Raw genomic sequence first — 15,180 nt, 5'->3', positions numbered from 1 at the left:
ATGATAAGAGGATTAGAGCCATTTCTAAAGGCTGTAGAGAACCCATACAAGACCGTTTCTGAGTGGAAAGAGCGAACTGGAAAGAAGGTTATAGGCTGCTACCCGATGTGGCTACCTAGAGAGCTCGTGCACGCCGCTGGATTGCTGCCTGTGGTTGTATGGCGTAGCGACGAGCCTGTGACAATAGGGCATGCATATGTGCATACGTTCAATTGCGGACTGACACGCAGCTTTGTGGATGATGCTGTCCGTGGCAAGCTGGACTTCATTGACGGCTTTATTATTTATAGAACGTGCCTGCAAGCGCAAGAGCTGCCGTTCATCTTGGAGCAGCATGTGCGTCCGGCATACCTTGAATATTTGTATTTGCCAGCGATTTTTCCAGGGGCTGCGACAAAGGATTTCCTGATAGAAGAGCTGGAACGCTTCAAAGCGAGCCTCGAGGAGTTTACAGGCAAAGAGATTACAGATGAAGAGCTGCGACGGAGCATAGAGCTTTACAACGAAAATAGGCGTATGTTGCGGCGCTTCTACGAGTTCAGGCGGAAGAATCTGGGCGTTTTGCGGGCTCGTGAAGTAATGGCAGTCGTGTGGTCGAGCATGCTCGTGCCGAAGGAGGAGCACAACACTTGGCTTCGAGAGCTTCTTTTAGAGCTTGAAGAGCGGCAGGAGGAGCTTTTGAAAGAGCCACGTGTTAAGGGCGACTTGAAAGTAGTGCTCACCGGCGCTTTGTGCCAGACGCCGCAGCTCGAGATTTTAGACATGATTGAAGATTTGGGGATGGTGGTTGTGGACGATGACCTTTATGTAGGCTCCAAATACTTTGCGAACGATGTCGAGCTTGACGGCAACAAGCGTCCGCTGGAGGCACTTGCCGAGCATTATCTAAAAAGGGAGCCGACGTGCCCGACGAAAGGCGACTGGGAAATGGATTGGACGGATGAAATTGCGGGGATGGTAAAGAGAGGCGGTGCCGATGGCGTAATCTCGTTGCTCATAAAGTTCTGCCCGCCACATCTCTGCTACTACCCTGATATTAAGAGGGGGCTGATGGAGGCGGGCGTTCCTGAAGTGATGATAGAGGTGGAGCACGAGATTGTCTCTCTGGAGGGCGTGCGGACGAGACTTCAATCGTTCGCAGAGTCTTTGAGGAGGGGTGCTTGATGGTAGAAAAGAAAGAATACAAATTGAACAGGCTCGAAACGACGAAGCTCATAGGCCCAATGGTGGACAAGCACTGGGCTGAGCTTAGAGAGGCGAAAGAGCACGGCGAAAAGGTAGCGTGGTGCTCCGGGCCGCTGTTTATCTTCCCGTATGCGATGGGGATGAAGTGTCACTTCATGGCGGGCTACGCTGCTTATTGCGCCGGGCGTAAGGCTGGTGACCAAGTTTTAGAGGCGGCGGAGGCTGACGGCGAGCTCATGGACACGTGCTCATATCATCGTTTGCATACCGGAATGGCGGCGGCGATTCTTAGAGGGCGACCTGTGAGGAAAGAAGTCATTTTGCCAATTCCAGATTTGCTGATAACTGGACGGCTCTGCACCGAGATGGCGCACTACGCAGAAGCGTTGTATCGTCGTCTTAAAATTCCTGTGGTGGCGGTGGACATCCCGCCGCCACGGCGCAAGGAGGACTTGCCAAGGCTTGAGCGTTTCGTGGTTCGTCAAATAAAAGAGAGCTTGATACCGGCACTTGAGAAGGTCTGCGGGAAGGAGTTCGACGAGGAGGAGATGCGGCGGATTCTCAGGGTGCTAAAGAAAGCGACGACGCTGCGCAACCAGTGCTGGGAGTTTTTCAAGCTGAAACCGACGCCTTGGACGCTCTGGGACTATGGCGTGAGTATCGCTCCGGTCTTTTATATGATGGGGAAGCCTGAGACCGTGCCTTACTACGAGAAGCTGCTGGCGGAGCTTAAAGAGCGGGCGGCGAAGAAGATTCCAGCTATACTGCCAGACGGTGAGAAATACAGGTTGTATTGGGATGCGTGGCTGCCTTGGGCGTTTCTTGGGATGTTCATTCGGAAGTTCGTGTCCTACGGGGCGGTTCCGATTTGCGGGCGTTACCCGTGGGAGTTCTTCCCGCATCCTGAGTATATAGACCCAGACGCCGACGATATCGTGAAGAACTGGGTCGAGCTTTATTACACGAAAGGGCATCAAGCCATGGTTATGATGACAGAGGGCGCCCTTGAGCAGATAATGGAACTTGTGGAAGAGTATTCGATAGATGGGTTGGTGATGTTTGCGTCGAAGACGTGCCGTGCGTGGGTCGGGCAGAGGGAGATAGTAAACGAGATAGAGCGGCGGCTCGGCGTTCCCGGCGTAATTATCGAGGCAGATATGGTGGATTCGAGGATGGTCTCCGAGGCGCAGATAGAAACAAGGCTGCAAGCACTTTTTGAAACTATTGACGCACGGCGGCGTAGGTGAAGAGTGGAAAGAAAAAGCCATCGGGAAGAGCCATGGGGGCGGCAGTAGCGGGCGTTGACATTGGCTCCATATTCACGAAGGTTGTCATCATAGATGCAGAGAGCTACGATATCATATCGTTCAGTATCATGCGTAGCGGAGCATCGCACGAAAACGCATCGAGAAGCGCCACTAAAGATGCCTTACGGGCGGCAGGCATGAGTCTTGAGGATCTGGCATACGTGGTATCAACGGGTTACGGGCGTTCGAGGGTTCCATTCGCCGACCGCCAGATTACGGAAATCACGTGCCATGCGAGAGCCGCAAAGTTCCTGTTCCCTGACGCTCACACCATCATTGACATCGGCGGACAGGACAGCAAGGTCATCCGCATCGACGCCGCCGGCAGAGTCACGAACTTCGTGATGAATGACCGATGTGCTGCGGGCACCGGGCGCTTTCTTGAGGTGATGGCGGAGGCGCTCGAAGTCGATTTGGGTAAAATGACAGAACTCTCGCTCCGAGCTACTAAAAACATAGAGGTCAGCAGCGTTTGTGCGGTGTTCGCCGAATCCGAGGTAATCTCGTTAATAGCAAGCGGGCACGAAAAGGCGGACATCGCCGCAGCCATTTTTAGGGCAATTGCCCGCCGCATCACCGGCATGGTCGGACAGCTTGGGGTCCAAGAGCGAGTTGTGATGACTGGGGGCGTTGCAAAGAACGAAGGTGTCGTCCGTGCGCTTGAAGAGCGGCTGAACGTGAAAATCACGGTGCCTGAGGAGCCGCAGATCGCCGGTGCCCTTGGCGCTGCGCTCCTCGCTGCCGAAAGCCTCAAATGAGCAACTTTTTACTGCTCCCTTTTGCCCTCGTTTTTGCGACGGGCAGTTTTGTCCCCCTGTCGGGTCGTGATAAGAGCTCGTCGTGACCCCGGCCAACGGTGTCATGCTCAGGTAACTGGGCATAACCCTACTTAACATACGAAAAAGTTGGAGGGTTGATGAAAATAAAAGGGATCTCGAAGGAAACTTTAGAACTTATATTGAACGCAAGTAGGGCGCAGCACCCTAAGGAGTTTCTATGCCTACTCACTGCGGAGCGTGGTATCATTGATGACATTTTATTGTTGCCGGGCACGCTTTCCTCGCAGCGGAGCGCAACGTTGCGTTTAGAAATGCTGCCACTCGGCATGGGCGTCGTCGGCTCCGCCCATAGCCACCCCTCCCCGAACAATCGCCCTTCAAAGGAGGACCTTCGCATGTTCTCAAGGCTCGGCAGGTGCCACATCATCATCTGCTACCCGTATGGCGAGACTGACTGGGCATGCTACGACCGCAGCGGCAAGCCCCGCCGCTTGGAAGTCTTGTAAGCCGATATGCAGTCGCTTAGTTCAAACTAGTGCCGCCAGCCTCAAAAATTAAAAAGAGGGGATTGCCGGAGTGACTGCGTGCATCATCACCGTGCTTGCTACCGCTCCGACGACGACCATGATGATTATGTAAACGACGATTGCCACTATCAGGTATATGACTCGCTTGTCTTCTGGCGTGTTCATGAGCACTGGCATCCCCAGATAAAGAATGTAGAGCCCGTAAAGACTTATCAGGAACACGAGAATCGAAAGCGTCGGAAGGATGTAAAGGATGCCCGCAAGAAGCCCTGGGGTCGCAGCATACGCCGCAAGCTTCATCGCCTGCATCAGGTTCTGTTCTGACGAGAAGCTCGGAGCGAGAGCATTCAGGATATATGCGAATATCACCACGCCGATTATCGAGAGCACGTATTGCAGGATGCCAAGACCGACCGCCGTGCCCATGGGGAGCGTGAAATGCGTCGCAAGCATTCCCCAGCCGACCTTAATGCCGACGACGCCGTAGCCAATGGTGACACCTATGAGTAGCGGCACGGCAACGACTGCTAAATAAACCAGTATATCCTGTGTGCTCCGCTCTTTGTCTTTTACTTCCTCCAAGGTGTTCTTCGGCGACGTTATTATGTTTTTCGCCTCGTTTATTATCTCGTTCACGTCCATATTCTCACTCTCCGCCGTAATTTTAATCACAACGCTTTTTAAAGTTTTTGGGATGTTTTGTTTCAGCTTTTCCGCCCGTGAGCGCACCCCTGGACCAAGAGGGCGTAATTCTTGACAAATTTTATTTGCAGCGGTGGCAGTATTTGTAAAACAACGTTTGGAGGGCGTGGCACGCATGAATGTTAAGATATATGGGGCGGGCGTCGCTGGCACGTTCCTTTACTTCCTTTTAAAGCAGGCGGGCTTTGATGTAAGCATCTGCGAGCGGCGGCGTTCCTCGCCGGACTGTCGCTGCGCCTGGGGCATCACTTACAACGAAGCTAAAGCCTTGTATAAGGAAATAGACGTGAATCTTGACGAATATGTGCTCGTGCGTCCCGCAAACGTCATCGTTAACGGCGTGGCGTTCAAGAACAAGAACGTAGTGGTCTTCGACAAAAAGCGGCTTCTTGAGGACTTATGGCGGCGTATGGATATAGAAGATATTACGGCAGTGAAAGCGCAGCAAGCAGACGTTCTCGTGGACGCCACCGGCTACGAGCGGGCGCTGCTCCCGAAGATCGAAAACGACAACCTGTATCCAACAGCTCAGACCGTGGAAGAGCACGATGCCGACGAGAACATTTACGTTTACGCCAAAGGGGCGACGGGCTATGCATGGGCGTTCCCGCTCGGCGACCGCCGCTGGCACGTCGGCGTCGGCGAGGCTGAGGGCAACTTCTCAGCCCTCCTTAACGGCCTCAGGGAAAAATACGGTTTTAAAGTCAGTAACGAGCTTTTCTGCAGGTGTGACGCTTTCGTTCGTCTTCTTGCGCCGTCAAAATGTCGCCCGTTCGTCGTCGGTAACGTCGTTGGCGTCGGCGAGTCCATAGGTTGTGTTTCCGGTGCGGGCGAGGGGAATGCGCCGTCTCTCAGGTGCGCAAAGCTTTTTTATGAATGTTTGAAAGCTGGACATTTCGAAGACTACGAACGGCGGGTGCTCAGGCACTTCCGATGGATTGAAAATGAGCATAAATTCGTCGAATTGGTCCAGCGGGGAAAACTTTGGCGGGCGCTCCCTCTCCTTCCGAGAATCGTGGCTGTCGAGTCGAAGCGGGCGGTCGGGCATTCCGTTGCGGACGTCAGGGCACTCCTAAAGCTAATCCTTAGAAGCTAAACGCTCTGCGAGGAGAGCTTTGTCTCCTATTTTAAAAAGGTGAATCCAGCGCTCGCCGCCGCTCAGTCCCTCTTCAAACCTCTTACGCACGTTCCAGTATTCCGACGGCGGCAGCGAGAAGCGTAACGTCACCTTCTTGGCGTTAAGCCGTTTCAACGCTTTTACAACAGGCTCCACACCAAAATCCACGAATTCAAGCACTTTATACTGGCGAAGAAACGCCGAACTTACCTCTTCGTCGGAGGTCAAGAGCGTTCGCCGCTTGTCCTCGCTTAGAACCTCGGCTTCCAGCTCAAGCTTGCCCAACAAGTTTTTAATGAGCGTAGCTTTGATCACCGTTGGGTCCACCTCGTAGATAAACGCTCTCGGCTTCGCTGCAGTTTTAGGCATAAAGGTGGCGTCCTCGCACGTCACCCGCTCGCCCGATGGCAACGAGACCGCCGAGACCTTGCACTCCGCAAGCGCGCCCATGTAAAGCGCCAAACGGTTCAACTGGAAGTTCAGCGACGTGTATTCCTTCTCCCCGCTCAGCCAACGCCCCACACGCGCGGGCGGCATCTGTGGCGGTAGCTCGAACGCCAGATTCTCAGTTGTTTTTCGATACTTCTCAACGATTTTCAACGGCGAAGGTTGAAGGTTCTCGATTGTTCGCACCTTCTCTCCGGGTGGTCTTGAGGGGTCTGAAAACACGACCTCCGCATCTTCAAGCCTTTGAGCGACGGTATTGCTCGTTGCGTCTCCGATGACGACTTCCACGTTTTCCAAACCTAAGGACGCCACATTAAGCGCTGCGAGCTTTGCTCTATCTCTATTCAGCTCCACGCCGTAAGCCTTACGGCAACTGAGTGCAAAAAAAATAAGTTGCGCACCGACGCCGCAACTCACGTCCGCTATTACGTCGCACTTCAGCCTTTTCGCTCTATACTCTGCGATTATTGCGGGCGTGGCGTAACGTAAGCCCTCTTCGTCGAAAAAGAGCCTCTCAGCGAGCGCCCCGAATTTCTCTTTCGCCTTGAGTCTGCACCTTGCAACCTCGTAAATAAGCTCAGGTGGCACGTCCTTACTCAAGCTTTTTAGGACTCGCTCCCTGGAAAAACCCCTCTTTATCAGCGTAATGGCTTTTGATACCTCGCTTTCGATGCTTCTGAGCATCAACTCCCGGTTGTCTTTGCAAGGTGTGCCCATTCCTCGCTTGTAATATCAAAATGAGCTTATTTCTTAACTACGGTTCCGTCGCTGGGGTTTGCGTAGAGCTACTGGGACGGCATCGTTTCCGCTCTCACGTTTGGTGACGCAAACTTTTTATGTAGGGCGACGTATTCAGATGTGCAGAGATGACGAAGACGAGCAGACCGAGGAGGGGTTCCTTGGCATTCTCTCCGAGGAAAAGGGCGAAGAGCGAGACTTGCAACATAAGGAGGGCGAAGCTCGTAGAAGGAAAGTTGCTGCAGGGCTTCGCGGGTTATAAAGCCGGAATGACGCACGTCATCATGGTTGACGATGTGCCAACGAGCTTAACTTACGGTTCGGAAATAGCAGTGCCTGCGACGGTGATAGAGACGCCGCCACTGCGTGTCGAAGGCATTCGTCTGTATAAAGCGACGGTTTATGGGTTAAGGTGCTTAACCGAAGTCTTGTTCAGGAAAACAGGGGAAGAAGGCGTGCAAAAGATTGAAGATTTGTTGAATGGCGGCAACTACGAGCTTCGCCTTATCATGGCGACGCAGCCGCACCTCGTCACTGGCGTTCCAAAGAAGCGTCCTGAAATCATGGAGCTGCGGCTCGGCGGTGGTAGCGGCGAAGATGCGTTTGACTATGCAAAAAACGTCTTCGGCAAGGAAGTTAGCATAAAGGACGTTTTCAGCAACGGCGACTTCGTGGACGTCACCGCCGTGACGAAGGGCAAGGGCACGCAGGGTCCGGTGAAGCGCTGGGGTGTGAAAATCCAGAACGCCAAGGCTTACCGCTCGAGCAAAGGACGCCACATCGGAACGCTCGGACCGTGGACGCCGGCGAGGACGAGCTGGCGAGTCCCGATGATGGGACAGACCGGCTATCATCAAAGGACGGAATATAACAAACGTATCTTGAAAGTCGGAGAGAATGGTGAAGAGGTTACACCGAAAGGTGGCTTTTTGCATTATGGCATCGTCCGCAACGAATACGTGCTTTTAAAGGGGAGCGTTCCCGGGCCTGCGAAGCGGCTGGTGCGTCTTTCCCCCGCGGTGAGGGGGCATTTCAAGCTCACCGCCCCTCAAATCGTTCGTGTGAGTACGGAGTCGAAACAGGGCTGCTGAGGTGTTTGTGGTGGCTATGGCTGAGGAGCGTGCTGCAGGCATGAAGACTAAAGCTAAGGTCTTAAGCCTTTCTGGCGAAGTTCTTCGAGAGATTGCGCTGCCGAGGGTGTTCTTGGAGGAGTATCGTCCCGATCTGATAAAAAGGGCGGTGCTCGCAGCGCAAGCAAATAGGCTTCAACCTTACGGCACCAACATCCTCGCAGGGCGAGATACTTCTGCTGAGAGCTGGGGTCCCGGCTATGGAGTCGCTCGTGTTCCTCGCATAAAGACAGGACGGCGTGCCGCAAAAGTCCCGCAAGCGGTCGGCGGCAGGCGGGCACACCCCCCGAAGCCTGAGAAAATCCTAAGTGAGAAGATAAACAAAAAGGAGCGCCGCAAAGCCATAAAATCGGCGATTGCAGCGACCGCCGACGAGACGCTCGTGCGGCGTCGTGGGCACAAGTTCGGTGCGGAACTCCCGATAATTCTGGAGGATGCATTCGAGAGCTTGAGCAAGACGCGGGAGGTCAAGGAAGTTTTCGAGCGGGTGGGCATCTGGGAGGACGTGCTCCGTGCGAAGGAGCGGAAAGTGCGTGCTGGCATTGGAAAAATGCGGGGACGCCGTTACAAAACTAAGAAGAGCGTCTTAGTGGTGTTTGCGACTGAAAATGGGCATGAAGGGATAAGAAGAGCTGCGAGAAATTTGCCAGGCGTGGATGTTGTCCACGTGCGTCTGCTGAACGCCGAGCTTTTAGCGCCGGGAACACACGCGGGGAGACTTACGGTCTGGACAGAAAGCGCCATTCAAAGCCTGCAGAACGCAGTCTATCCGGCTTAAAAGCTCAACCAAATTAAAAATAAAGAGGAGAGTTATTTTTCTCCTGGCTTCCAGTCGGGGCGTCCGACGATGCCCACGATTGCGACTGCCTGCGGTCCGCCGAGGTTGTGAGCGAAGCCGGCTTCTGCGTCTTTGACTTGTAGTCCTTCAGCGCGTCCGAGGACCTGTCTCGTGAGTTCTGCCACCATGCGGCAACCAGTCGCGCCGATCGGGTGTCCGAAGCACTTAAGTCCGCCGTCAGGGTTTATCGGGAAGTCGCCTTCGATTGTGGTAACGCCGTCTCTTATGAGTTGCGCCCCCTCGCCGAGCTTGCAGAGTTTCATATCTTGGTAGTTTATGAGTTCGGTGATGGTGAAGCAGTCGTGGACGATGCCGAAGTCGAGCTCCTTGCGGGGGTCAGTGATGCCAGCTTCCTTGTATGCCATCTCTGCAGCCTTCACGTTCGCCGGGAATGCGAGTCCTGTCCAGTCCTTGCGGTAGAACGGGTGCAAAGTCTCAACGGCGAGTCCCATTGCTTTTATCGTTGCGTATTCGTCGCCGACGAGCTCTTTCGCAATCTCAGGTCTCGTGAGGACGACGGCAGCGGCGCCGTCGGACATCGCACAGCAGTCGAAGAGCCCCAGCGGATACGCAATCATCGGCGCTTTCAACGCCATTTCCACGGTGATTTCACGGCGGAAGTGCGCCTTCGGGTGTCTTGCGCCGTTATAATGGTTCTTGACCGCGACGAGCGCTAGGTCCTCCTTCGTCCAACCCCACTCCTTGAAAGCACGGACGGCAGCCATTGCGAACATCGCCGGCGCGCTCTCGGCGTTCAGCGTAACCTCTGCGCCGAGGAGCATCTTGTCGAGGTCCGGCAGCCCTCTTGAGCCCTGGTCGAGGATTTTTTCGACGCCTGCTGCAATCACGATGTCATACACGCCTGAGGCGACGGCGTATGCAGCATTCCTGACAGCATCCATGCCGGTGGCGCAGTAGTTTTCGACCCTTGTGATGGGCTTGCCATACCACTTCAGCGGGTCGGCAAAGGCGTCGCCGGCGACGCCTGAAAACGTCCAGAAGGTGCCGACCCATGCTGCTTCCACGTCCTTCCGTAGGTCGACGTTCGCCTCGTTGCACGCCTCGTAAACAGCTTCTACGAGGAGGTCTTCGTGGTCCTTCTCCCATATCTCGCCGAACTTCGTGACACCAGTCCCGACTATCGCAACCTTGTCTGTTATCCTTCCCATCCCAATCACCCCCTTACAGGTCTTGCCTTCCAGCCATAGTGTCTGAACTTCGCCCTTTCATGCAGGAGCCTGAACGTCATCTCGACCTCCATATCCACTTTTACCTCTTTTAGGTCGTGGTCGGTCATCTCCATCAGGACCCGACAGCCGTCTTCGAGGTCGACGGCGGCTTTCGTCGCTGGGTTGATGCCGTCGCCGGGCTGTATGTTCCCGGGACCGAAGAGGTAGTCATGCACGAACGTGTAAATCTTGCCACGCCGCGCAAGCTTCACAATCTCGTAGTTGTCCTTCTCGCCGCAATACATGCAAATCCTGCCTATCGGGTAGCTAACCTCACCGCACTTCTTGCACTTCATTCCGTAGAACGGGAGTATCGCCTTTTCGTCCCGCCAATACTTGACCACCGGCGACCGTGGAATTTCGGGCAGCTGCGATGGCCAGCCTGTGTCGAGAACGCCTTTGAACGCCGCAAACCTCGCATACGATGGCAGCATCCTTTTCGACTTTATGTAGCTCGTGCCGCGTCTCGTGCCCTTCAGCTCCTCCACCTTTTCCGTCGTCTTCACGACGAAAGCATCGCTCCCTTCGCCTTGGCTGGCGCACATAATTCTTTCGTCAGGCTTTGCCTGCTCGAGAGCGGCGACGAGCATGAGGAGTGCATGCGGCGTTCCTGTAATTCCGACTGTGCTGAACAGCGGGTCTTGGAGCTGTGTTTTCGGGTCTACCCCTAACACTTTTGTGGCGCCGAGTATGCTTCGCGGGTCAGGTCCGTAGATTGCGACTTTGGCGAGGTCTTTGGGAGAGAGGTTAAGCTTCTTGGCGAGCATTCCTGCGGCCGTCGGTAAATCGTGCAAGTAGCCGTATCTTGTGTCGAGCTTCGCCTCGAAACGCCTTGGGAACAGGTCAACCTCCCGCCTCCAGGGTCCGGGTATTGGATTTATCACCGTCGAGAAGCCCTCGATGTCAGCAATCACGCCGTCCTCGCCGATGAGGAGTGCGGCGGCACCGTCCCCGAAAATCTGCTCCAAGTCTGAAGAGGGGACTGCCACCCTCGAATCCGCGGCGGTTACTAAGACTTTCTTTGCTGAGCCTGCTTTCACGGCATCCATCGCCATCTTCACAGCTATCGTCCCCGCCCGTAACGTTCCTGTGATGTCCGCGGTCAGAACATCACGTCGTAAGTCCAGTGCTGATGCTATCATTGCAGCTGCTTGCTTCTCCTCTAAAGGTGACGTTACGGTTGCAAAGAAAAGCGCATCCACCCCCTTCGGGTCCATACCCGTGAGGCAATCAAGCCCAGCTTCGACCGCCATCGTTAGACTGTCCTCGTCGAAAGAGGCAACAGAGCGCTCCCCGCCCATCGTTGCAGAGCCGTGTGCCCTTGCTATCTCATCCCTGCTTATCCTCCATATCGGGATGTACGCTCCATACGATATTATTCCCACCATCAAAATCCCTTCTAAAGCAGCATGTTAAATCATTTTCTATTTTTCAACATCCATCAAGTGTCATGCTGAATTCGGATTCTGCTCAATTTCAACAATGGAGCTTCGGACTAAGGGCTGCGTCAAAGCGGCTGTCAAAGCGGCATACTTATAAAGGTTAGAGCTTAGTTTTGATGGAAGAATGCTGCTCAAATTTCCTTACGGCACAAGCGTTTTGGAGATTGAAGTGGAGGCGGTGCCGCTCGACAGTAATCCCACAAGCTCGAATCCGAACGACCCGCCGCACGATGTAATAAAATCGGCGTTAGAGCATCCTGTGGGGACTAAAAGGCTGAGAGATTTGTGTGTTGTTAGTAAGGGCAAGATGGGCGGGCGTAAAATAGTAATCGTGGTTGATGACCACACGAGAGCGACGCCGACCGAGTTCATGCTCGACGGCATTATGAAGGAGCTGTGGGGTGCCGGCGTTGAGACGGCGGAGTTAAAGATTTTGGTGGCGTGTGGGACGCACGAGCCGCCCGTCGAGAGCGAGCTGAGGAGGATTCTCGGCAGGTATTACGAGCTTTACAAGAGTGGCGAACTGGAGGTCGAGGCGCACGACTGTGACGCCGCCGACCTTGTTCGCCTCGGCGAGACGAGTAGAAAAACGCCCGTGCTCATCAACAAGAGCTACGTGGATGCTACCCTGAGAATCTTAACAGGAGACATCACGCTGCACTACTACGCAGGCTTCGGCGGCGGACGCAAGAGCCTGATTCCCGGGATTTCAGGGCGAGAATCCATAAAAAAGAACCATTCGCTCCTCATAGATGAGCGAGCAACGACCGCAAACCTCGAGGGCAACCCCGTGCACTTAGACATGTGCGAGTTTGCTGCTTTTGCGCCGCCACATTTCACGCTGAACGTCGTCGCGGACGCCGACGGCAGGCTCGTAGATGCTTACGCCGGCGAGCTCAACACAGTCTTCGAGCGTGGTGTTGCCGCCGCCCGCAAAATCTTCGAAAAGCACGTCAGCGGCAACTTCGACGTTTTAATAGTCAGCGCCGGCGGATTCCCTAAGGACCGGAGTCTCTATCAAGCCACAAAGGCAATAGAACATTGCTACAGAGCGGTGAAGCAGGACGGCAAGCTTATATTAGTGGCGAAGTGCGACGAGGGTATAGGAAACAAGTATTTTGAGGAGTGGATGGAGTTCGACGAGGCGGAACTGGAGAGGGCGGTGCGTGAAAATTTCGTGCTCGGCGGGCACAAAGCTTTTTACCTGAGAAGGGCGATGCGGAAAGTTAAAATCTCGATAGTTTCGGAGCTTGACACTGGCAAGTTGGGGGAATGGGGCATAAACTCTTATTCTTCCTTAGAGGAAGCTTTAAAAGAAGAGATTAAAGAAGGGGATAAAGTAGGAGTGGTAAGGAGAGGCATGGATGTGCTGTTAGTGCCGCTTGCGGCGAAGTGAGGGGATAAAAATGCCATCATTGCAGAGGAGGCTTGCGGCGGAAATCCTGAAGGTCGGCGTACATAGGGTCTGGATGAACCCTGAGCCCGAAGCCATGGAGCGAATAGCGGAGGCTGTAACCAGGGACGATGTGAGGGCGCTCATCGAAGAGGGTTTGATAAAAAGGAGACCTGAGAGGGGCGTGAGCAGAGGAAGAGCAAGGCTGCGTGAACAGAAGCGACGGCTCGGCAGACGCCGCGGGCATGGCTCGAGGAAGGGCGCAAAGGGGGCAAGGATGCCGAAGAAGCGGCTTTGGATAATACGGATAAGGGCGTTGCGGCGTCGCCTCAGGGAACTGCGGGACAGTGGAAAGATAGACAGAAAAACCTACAGGATGCTTTACAGGAAGGCGAAAGGCGGGGAGTTCAAGAGCGTTGCGCATCTGAATACATATATAAAGGCGAATTTCAAGATAGAGTTGGATACGGAGTGAGTGTTGCAAAATGGCACGGGGAGCGGTCTATAGAGTGTCGTTTAGGCGGAGAAGAGAAGGAAAAACGAATTACCGGAAACGGTTAAGGCTCTTGCTCAGCGGCAAGCCGAGGGTGGTGGTCCGGAAGAGCAATCGCCAAATAAGAGTGCAGCTTGTCGTTCCTGACGCCAAAGGCGACCACACGCTCATCTCCGCGATCTCTTCAGAGCTGAAGAAGTATGGTTACGACGGCTATGCAGGGAACACGCCGGCAGCTTACCTCACAGGGCTGTTGCTCGGCGTCAGGGCGTTGAATGCCGGTTATGCCGAAGGAGTCTTGGACATCGGCTTGCACACGCCGTCCCGGGGCGCCAAGGTCTTTGCAGCGTTAAAAGGCGCTATAGACGCGGGCATGGAAATCCCGTGCAGCGAGGAGATTTTTCCCGATGATGCAAGGATACGAGGCGAGCATATCGCCGCATATAAAGACGATACGGCGATAGTTGAAAGTTTCGAGCGTGCGAGGCAGAAAATATTAGAAGAGCTGCGTGAGGACGCTACTAAAAAGGTGGCAGGGAATGGAGGAGCATGAGTTAGAGGCGTGGGAGCCGAGAACGAGGCTCGGGAAGCTTGTGAAGGAAGGTAAGATAAAAACAATCGAGGAGGCGCTTAAGTCGGAGTACCCTTTGAAGGAGATTGAAATTGTGGATTATCTGCTGCCAGACCTTGACGAAGAGGTTCTCGACATAAGTTTAGTGCAGCGGATGACGGATTCAGGGAGGCGGACGAAATTCCGAGTCTGCGTCGCTGTCGGCAATCGAGACGGTTATGTGGGCGTCGGGCTCGGCAAGGATAGCCTCGTGGGCGACAGCATCGTGAAAGCGGTCAGGAATGCGAAGCTAAATTTAATATACGTGGAGCGAGGCTGCGGCTCGTGGGAATGCACTTGCGGTGGGAAGCACTCCGTCCCGTTCACGGTTACAGGGCAGTCGGGAAGCGTCCGTGTCACGTTAAAGCCTGCGCCGAAAGGTTTGGGCATCGCCGCCGGGAAGACGCAGAAGAAAGTTTTAGAACTCGCGGGTATACGCGACGTGTGGACATTTTCTATGGGCGAGACGAGAACGACGTTTAACACAGCAAAGGCGACGCTCGACGCCTTGAAGAAGACGACGCTGATGCGGGTTTAGTTGTTGAGTGCAGGTAGTTGGTGAGTTTTATGTATGCGGTTGTTAGGCTAAGAGGGACGGTGGGCGTCCGTGCCGACATAAAGGATACGTTGAAAATGCTCAGGTTACACAAGGTCAATCATTGCGTCCTCGTCGAGGAGAACGAGTATTACAAGGGCATGCTCCAAAAAGTCAAGGACTACGTGGCATGGGGGGAAATTTCGAAGGAGACGCTAAAGCAGCTCTTAGAACTGCGGGGGCGGCTTGACGGCGGGAAGCGGTTGACTGATGAATACGTGAAAGAGCACACGCCTTTCTCTTCCATAAAGGAGCTCGCATACGCCATCTACGAGGGGAAGCTGAAAATAAAGGACGTGCCGGGGCTGAAGCCCGTATTTAGGCTGCACCCCCCCAGAAAGGGGCATCGCGGCATAAAAAAGAGCTTTAAGGAGGGCGGCGAGCTCGGCTATCATGGGGAGAAAATAAACGAATTGTTGTATAAAATGAGATAGTTTGAGGGTTTGAGACGAGCTGTTTTCAAAGCAGCCAGTTTTGACACCGCTTAGCAATCATGAGAAGCCGAAAGATTTTTAGCCACAGCCTCTTTTCTAGCAGCTGCTCGGCAGTCGCCCAGCCCACATCCTGCCAATGAGGGAGGAAGCTATCCGCTTGCCCTCGAAGGTCATCGACAACAGCCCGAAGCGACGAGGCAATGGATAAGCAGCC

The 15,180-nt window shown here is 54.3% G+C and carries 16 protein-coding genes; 12 read left to right on the top strand and 4 right to left on the bottom strand.

The window, feature by feature from the left end; all coding sequences use genetic code 11:
- The 4 genes from ACXJJA_RS00780 (at position 1) to ACXJJA_RS00765 (ending at position 3,777) form a co-directional block, all read left to right on the top strand.
- Positions 1 to 1,164, top strand: coding sequence for a 2-hydroxyacyl-CoA dehydratase subunit D (locus tag ACXJJA_RS00780; RefSeq protein ID WP_456486318.1), 1,164 nt, complete (start codon positions 1 to 3; stop codon positions 1,162 to 1,164).
- The gene (locus ACXJJA_RS00775) at positions 1,164 to 2,432 is read left to right on the top strand and encodes a 2-hydroxyacyl-CoA dehydratase subunit D (protein ID WP_456486317.1); all 1,269 of its coding nucleotides are present in this window, start codon (positions 1,164 to 1,166) and stop codon (positions 2,430 to 2,432) included. The genes ACXJJA_RS00780 and ACXJJA_RS00775 overlap by 1 nt, the downstream gene beginning before the upstream one ends.
- Positions 2,429 to 3,250, top strand: a complete 822-nt coding sequence (locus ACXJJA_RS00770) for an acyl-CoA dehydratase activase (protein ID WP_456486316.1) — start codon at positions 2,429 to 2,431, stop codon at positions 3,248 to 3,250. The genes ACXJJA_RS00775 and ACXJJA_RS00770 overlap by 4 nt, the downstream gene beginning before the upstream one ends.
- A 158-nt stretch (positions 3,251 to 3,408) precedes the next feature.
- Positions 3,409 to 3,777 carry a Mov34/MPN/PAD-1 family protein gene (locus ACXJJA_RS00765; protein WP_456486315.1) on the top strand — a complete coding sequence of 123 codons (369 nt, stop codon included), beginning with the start codon at positions 3,409 to 3,411 and terminating at the stop codon, positions 3,775 to 3,777.
- 48 nt (positions 3,778 to 3,825) lie between these two features.
- On the opposite strand, the gene ACXJJA_RS00760 is transcribed toward ACXJJA_RS00765, so the two are convergent.
- Positions 3,826 to 4,470 carry a Yip1 family protein gene (locus ACXJJA_RS00760; protein WP_456486314.1) on the bottom strand — a complete coding sequence of 215 codons (645 nt, stop codon included), beginning with the start codon at positions 4,468 to 4,470 and terminating at the stop codon, positions 3,826 to 3,828.
- A gap of 103 nt (positions 4,471 to 4,573) precedes the next feature.
- Here ACXJJA_RS00760 and ACXJJA_RS00755 point away from each other — a divergent pair, with 103 nt between their 5' ends.
- Positions 4,574 to 5,596 carry an NAD(P)/FAD-dependent oxidoreductase gene (locus ACXJJA_RS00755; protein ID WP_456486313.1) on the top strand — a complete coding sequence of 341 codons (1,023 nt, stop codon included), beginning with the start codon at positions 4,574 to 4,576 and terminating at the stop codon, positions 5,594 to 5,596.
- On the opposite strand, the gene ACXJJA_RS00750 is transcribed toward ACXJJA_RS00755, so the two are convergent.
- The gene (locus ACXJJA_RS00750) at positions 5,579 to 6,748 is read right to left on the bottom strand and encodes a class I SAM-dependent methyltransferase (RefSeq protein ID WP_456486312.1); all 1,170 of its coding nucleotides are present in this window, start codon (positions 6,746 to 6,748) and stop codon (positions 5,579 to 5,581) included. The genes ACXJJA_RS00755 and ACXJJA_RS00750 overlap by 18 nt on opposite strands.
- A 182-nt stretch (positions 6,749 to 6,930) precedes the next feature.
- On the opposite strand from ACXJJA_RS00750, the gene ACXJJA_RS00745 reads away from it, so the two are divergent.
- Positions 6,931 to 7,893, top strand: a complete 963-nt coding sequence (locus tag ACXJJA_RS00745) for a 50S ribosomal protein L3 (RefSeq protein WP_456486311.1) — start codon at positions 6,931 to 6,933, stop codon at positions 7,891 to 7,893.
- Between the two features lie 40 nt (positions 7,894 to 7,933).
- The gene (gene rpl4p, locus ACXJJA_RS00740; RefSeq protein ID WP_456486351.1) at positions 7,934 to 8,710 is read left to right on the top strand and encodes a 50S ribosomal protein L4; all 777 of its coding nucleotides are present in this window, start codon (positions 7,934 to 7,936) and stop codon (positions 8,708 to 8,710) included.
- Positions 8,711 to 8,742: 32 nt separating this feature from the next.
- On the opposite strand, the gene ACXJJA_RS00735 is transcribed toward rpl4p, so the two are convergent.
- Entirely contained in the window at positions 8,743 to 9,939 is a 1,197-nt protein-coding gene (locus ACXJJA_RS00735) for an acetyl-CoA acetyltransferase (RefSeq protein WP_456486310.1), read from the bottom strand.
- Between the two features lie 5 nt (positions 9,940 to 9,944).
- Entirely contained in the window at positions 9,945 to 11,387 is a 1,443-nt protein-coding gene (locus tag ACXJJA_RS00730) for an OB-fold domain-containing protein (protein WP_456486309.1), read from the bottom strand.
- Positions 11,388 to 11,565: 178 nt separating this feature from the next.
- On the opposite strand from ACXJJA_RS00730, the gene ACXJJA_RS00725 reads away from it, so the two are divergent.
- Genes ACXJJA_RS00725 through ACXJJA_RS00705 form a run of 5 tightly spaced genes read left to right on the top strand, consistent with a single transcriptional unit; the run spans position 11,566 to position 14,966 of the window.
- A complete protein-coding gene (locus ACXJJA_RS00725; protein WP_456486308.1) occupies positions 11,566 to 12,837 on the top strand; it encodes a nickel-dependent lactate racemase family protein in 1,272 nt (423 codons plus the stop codon).
- 10 nt (positions 12,838 to 12,847) lie between these two features.
- Positions 12,848 to 13,309 (top strand): 50S ribosomal protein L19e, encoded by a 462-nt coding sequence (locus tag ACXJJA_RS00720; RefSeq protein ID WP_456486307.1) that lies wholly within the window; start codon positions 12,848 to 12,850, stop codon positions 13,307 to 13,309.
- A gap of 10 nt (positions 13,310 to 13,319) precedes the next feature.
- Positions 13,320 to 13,880: a 50S ribosomal protein L18 gene (locus ACXJJA_RS00715; protein WP_456486306.1), complete on the top strand. Its 561-nt coding sequence runs from the start codon at positions 13,320 to 13,322 to the stop codon at positions 13,878 to 13,880.
- Positions 13,867 to 14,475, top strand: coding sequence for a 30S ribosomal protein S5 (locus ACXJJA_RS00710; protein WP_456486305.1), 609 nt, complete (start codon positions 13,867 to 13,869; stop codon positions 14,473 to 14,475). Before ACXJJA_RS00715 ends, ACXJJA_RS00710 begins: the two co-directional genes overlap by 14 nt.
- Positions 14,476 to 14,504: 29 nt before the next feature.
- Positions 14,505 to 14,966 (top strand): 50S ribosomal protein L30, encoded by a 462-nt coding sequence (locus ACXJJA_RS00705; protein ID WP_456486304.1) that lies wholly within the window; start codon positions 14,505 to 14,507, stop codon positions 14,964 to 14,966.
- Positions 14,967 to 15,180: the final 214 nt, after the last annotated feature.

It is taken from the genome of Candidatus Alkanophaga liquidiphilum, assembly GCF_053996935.1.
The sequence above is the reverse complement of the archived record's forward strand: the minus strand, read 5'-3'. Positions and strand labels throughout refer to the sequence as shown.

Coding starts and splice junctions, on each gene's coding strand:
- ACXJJA_RS00780 (WP_456486318.1), top strand. CDS start 1: ATGATAAGAGGATTAGAGCCATTTCTAAAGGCTGTAGAGAACCCATAC.
- ACXJJA_RS00775 (WP_456486317.1), top strand. CDS start 1,164: ATGGTAGAAAAGAAAGAATACAAATTGAACAGGCTCGAAACGACGAAG.
- ACXJJA_RS00765 (WP_456486315.1), top strand. CDS start 3,409: ATGAAAATAAAAGGGATCTCGAAGGAAACTTTAGAACTTATATTGAAC.
- ACXJJA_RS00750 (WP_456486312.1), bottom strand. CDS start 6,748: ATGCTCAGAAGCATCGAAAGCGAGGTATCAAAAGCCATTACGCTGATA.
- ACXJJA_RS00745 (WP_456486311.1), top strand. CDS start 6,931: ATGACGAAGACGAGCAGACCGAGGAGGGGTTCCTTGGCATTCTCTCCG.
- rpl4p (WP_456486351.1), top strand. CDS start 7,934: ATGAAGACTAAAGCTAAGGTCTTAAGCCTTTCTGGCGAAGTTCTTCGA.
- ACXJJA_RS00735 (WP_456486310.1), bottom strand. CDS start 9,939: ATGGGAAGGATAACAGACAAGGTTGCGATAGTCGGGACTGGTGTCACG.
- ACXJJA_RS00730 (WP_456486309.1), bottom strand. CDS start 11,387: ATGGTGGGAATAATATCGTATGGAGCGTACATCCCGATATGGAGGATA.
- ACXJJA_RS00725 (WP_456486308.1), top strand. CDS start 11,566: ATGCTGCTCAAATTTCCTTACGGCACAAGCGTTTTGGAGATTGAAGTG.
- ACXJJA_RS00720 (WP_456486307.1), top strand. CDS start 12,848: ATGCCATCATTGCAGAGGAGGCTTGCGGCGGAAATCCTGAAGGTCGGC.
- ACXJJA_RS00715 (WP_456486306.1), top strand. CDS start 13,320: ATGGCACGGGGAGCGGTCTATAGAGTGTCGTTTAGGCGGAGAAGAGAA.
- ACXJJA_RS00710 (WP_456486305.1), top strand. CDS start 13,867: ATGGAGGAGCATGAGTTAGAGGCGTGGGAGCCGAGAACGAGGCTCGGG.
- ACXJJA_RS00705 (WP_456486304.1), top strand. CDS start 14,505: ATGTATGCGGTTGTTAGGCTAAGAGGGACGGTGGGCGTCCGTGCCGAC.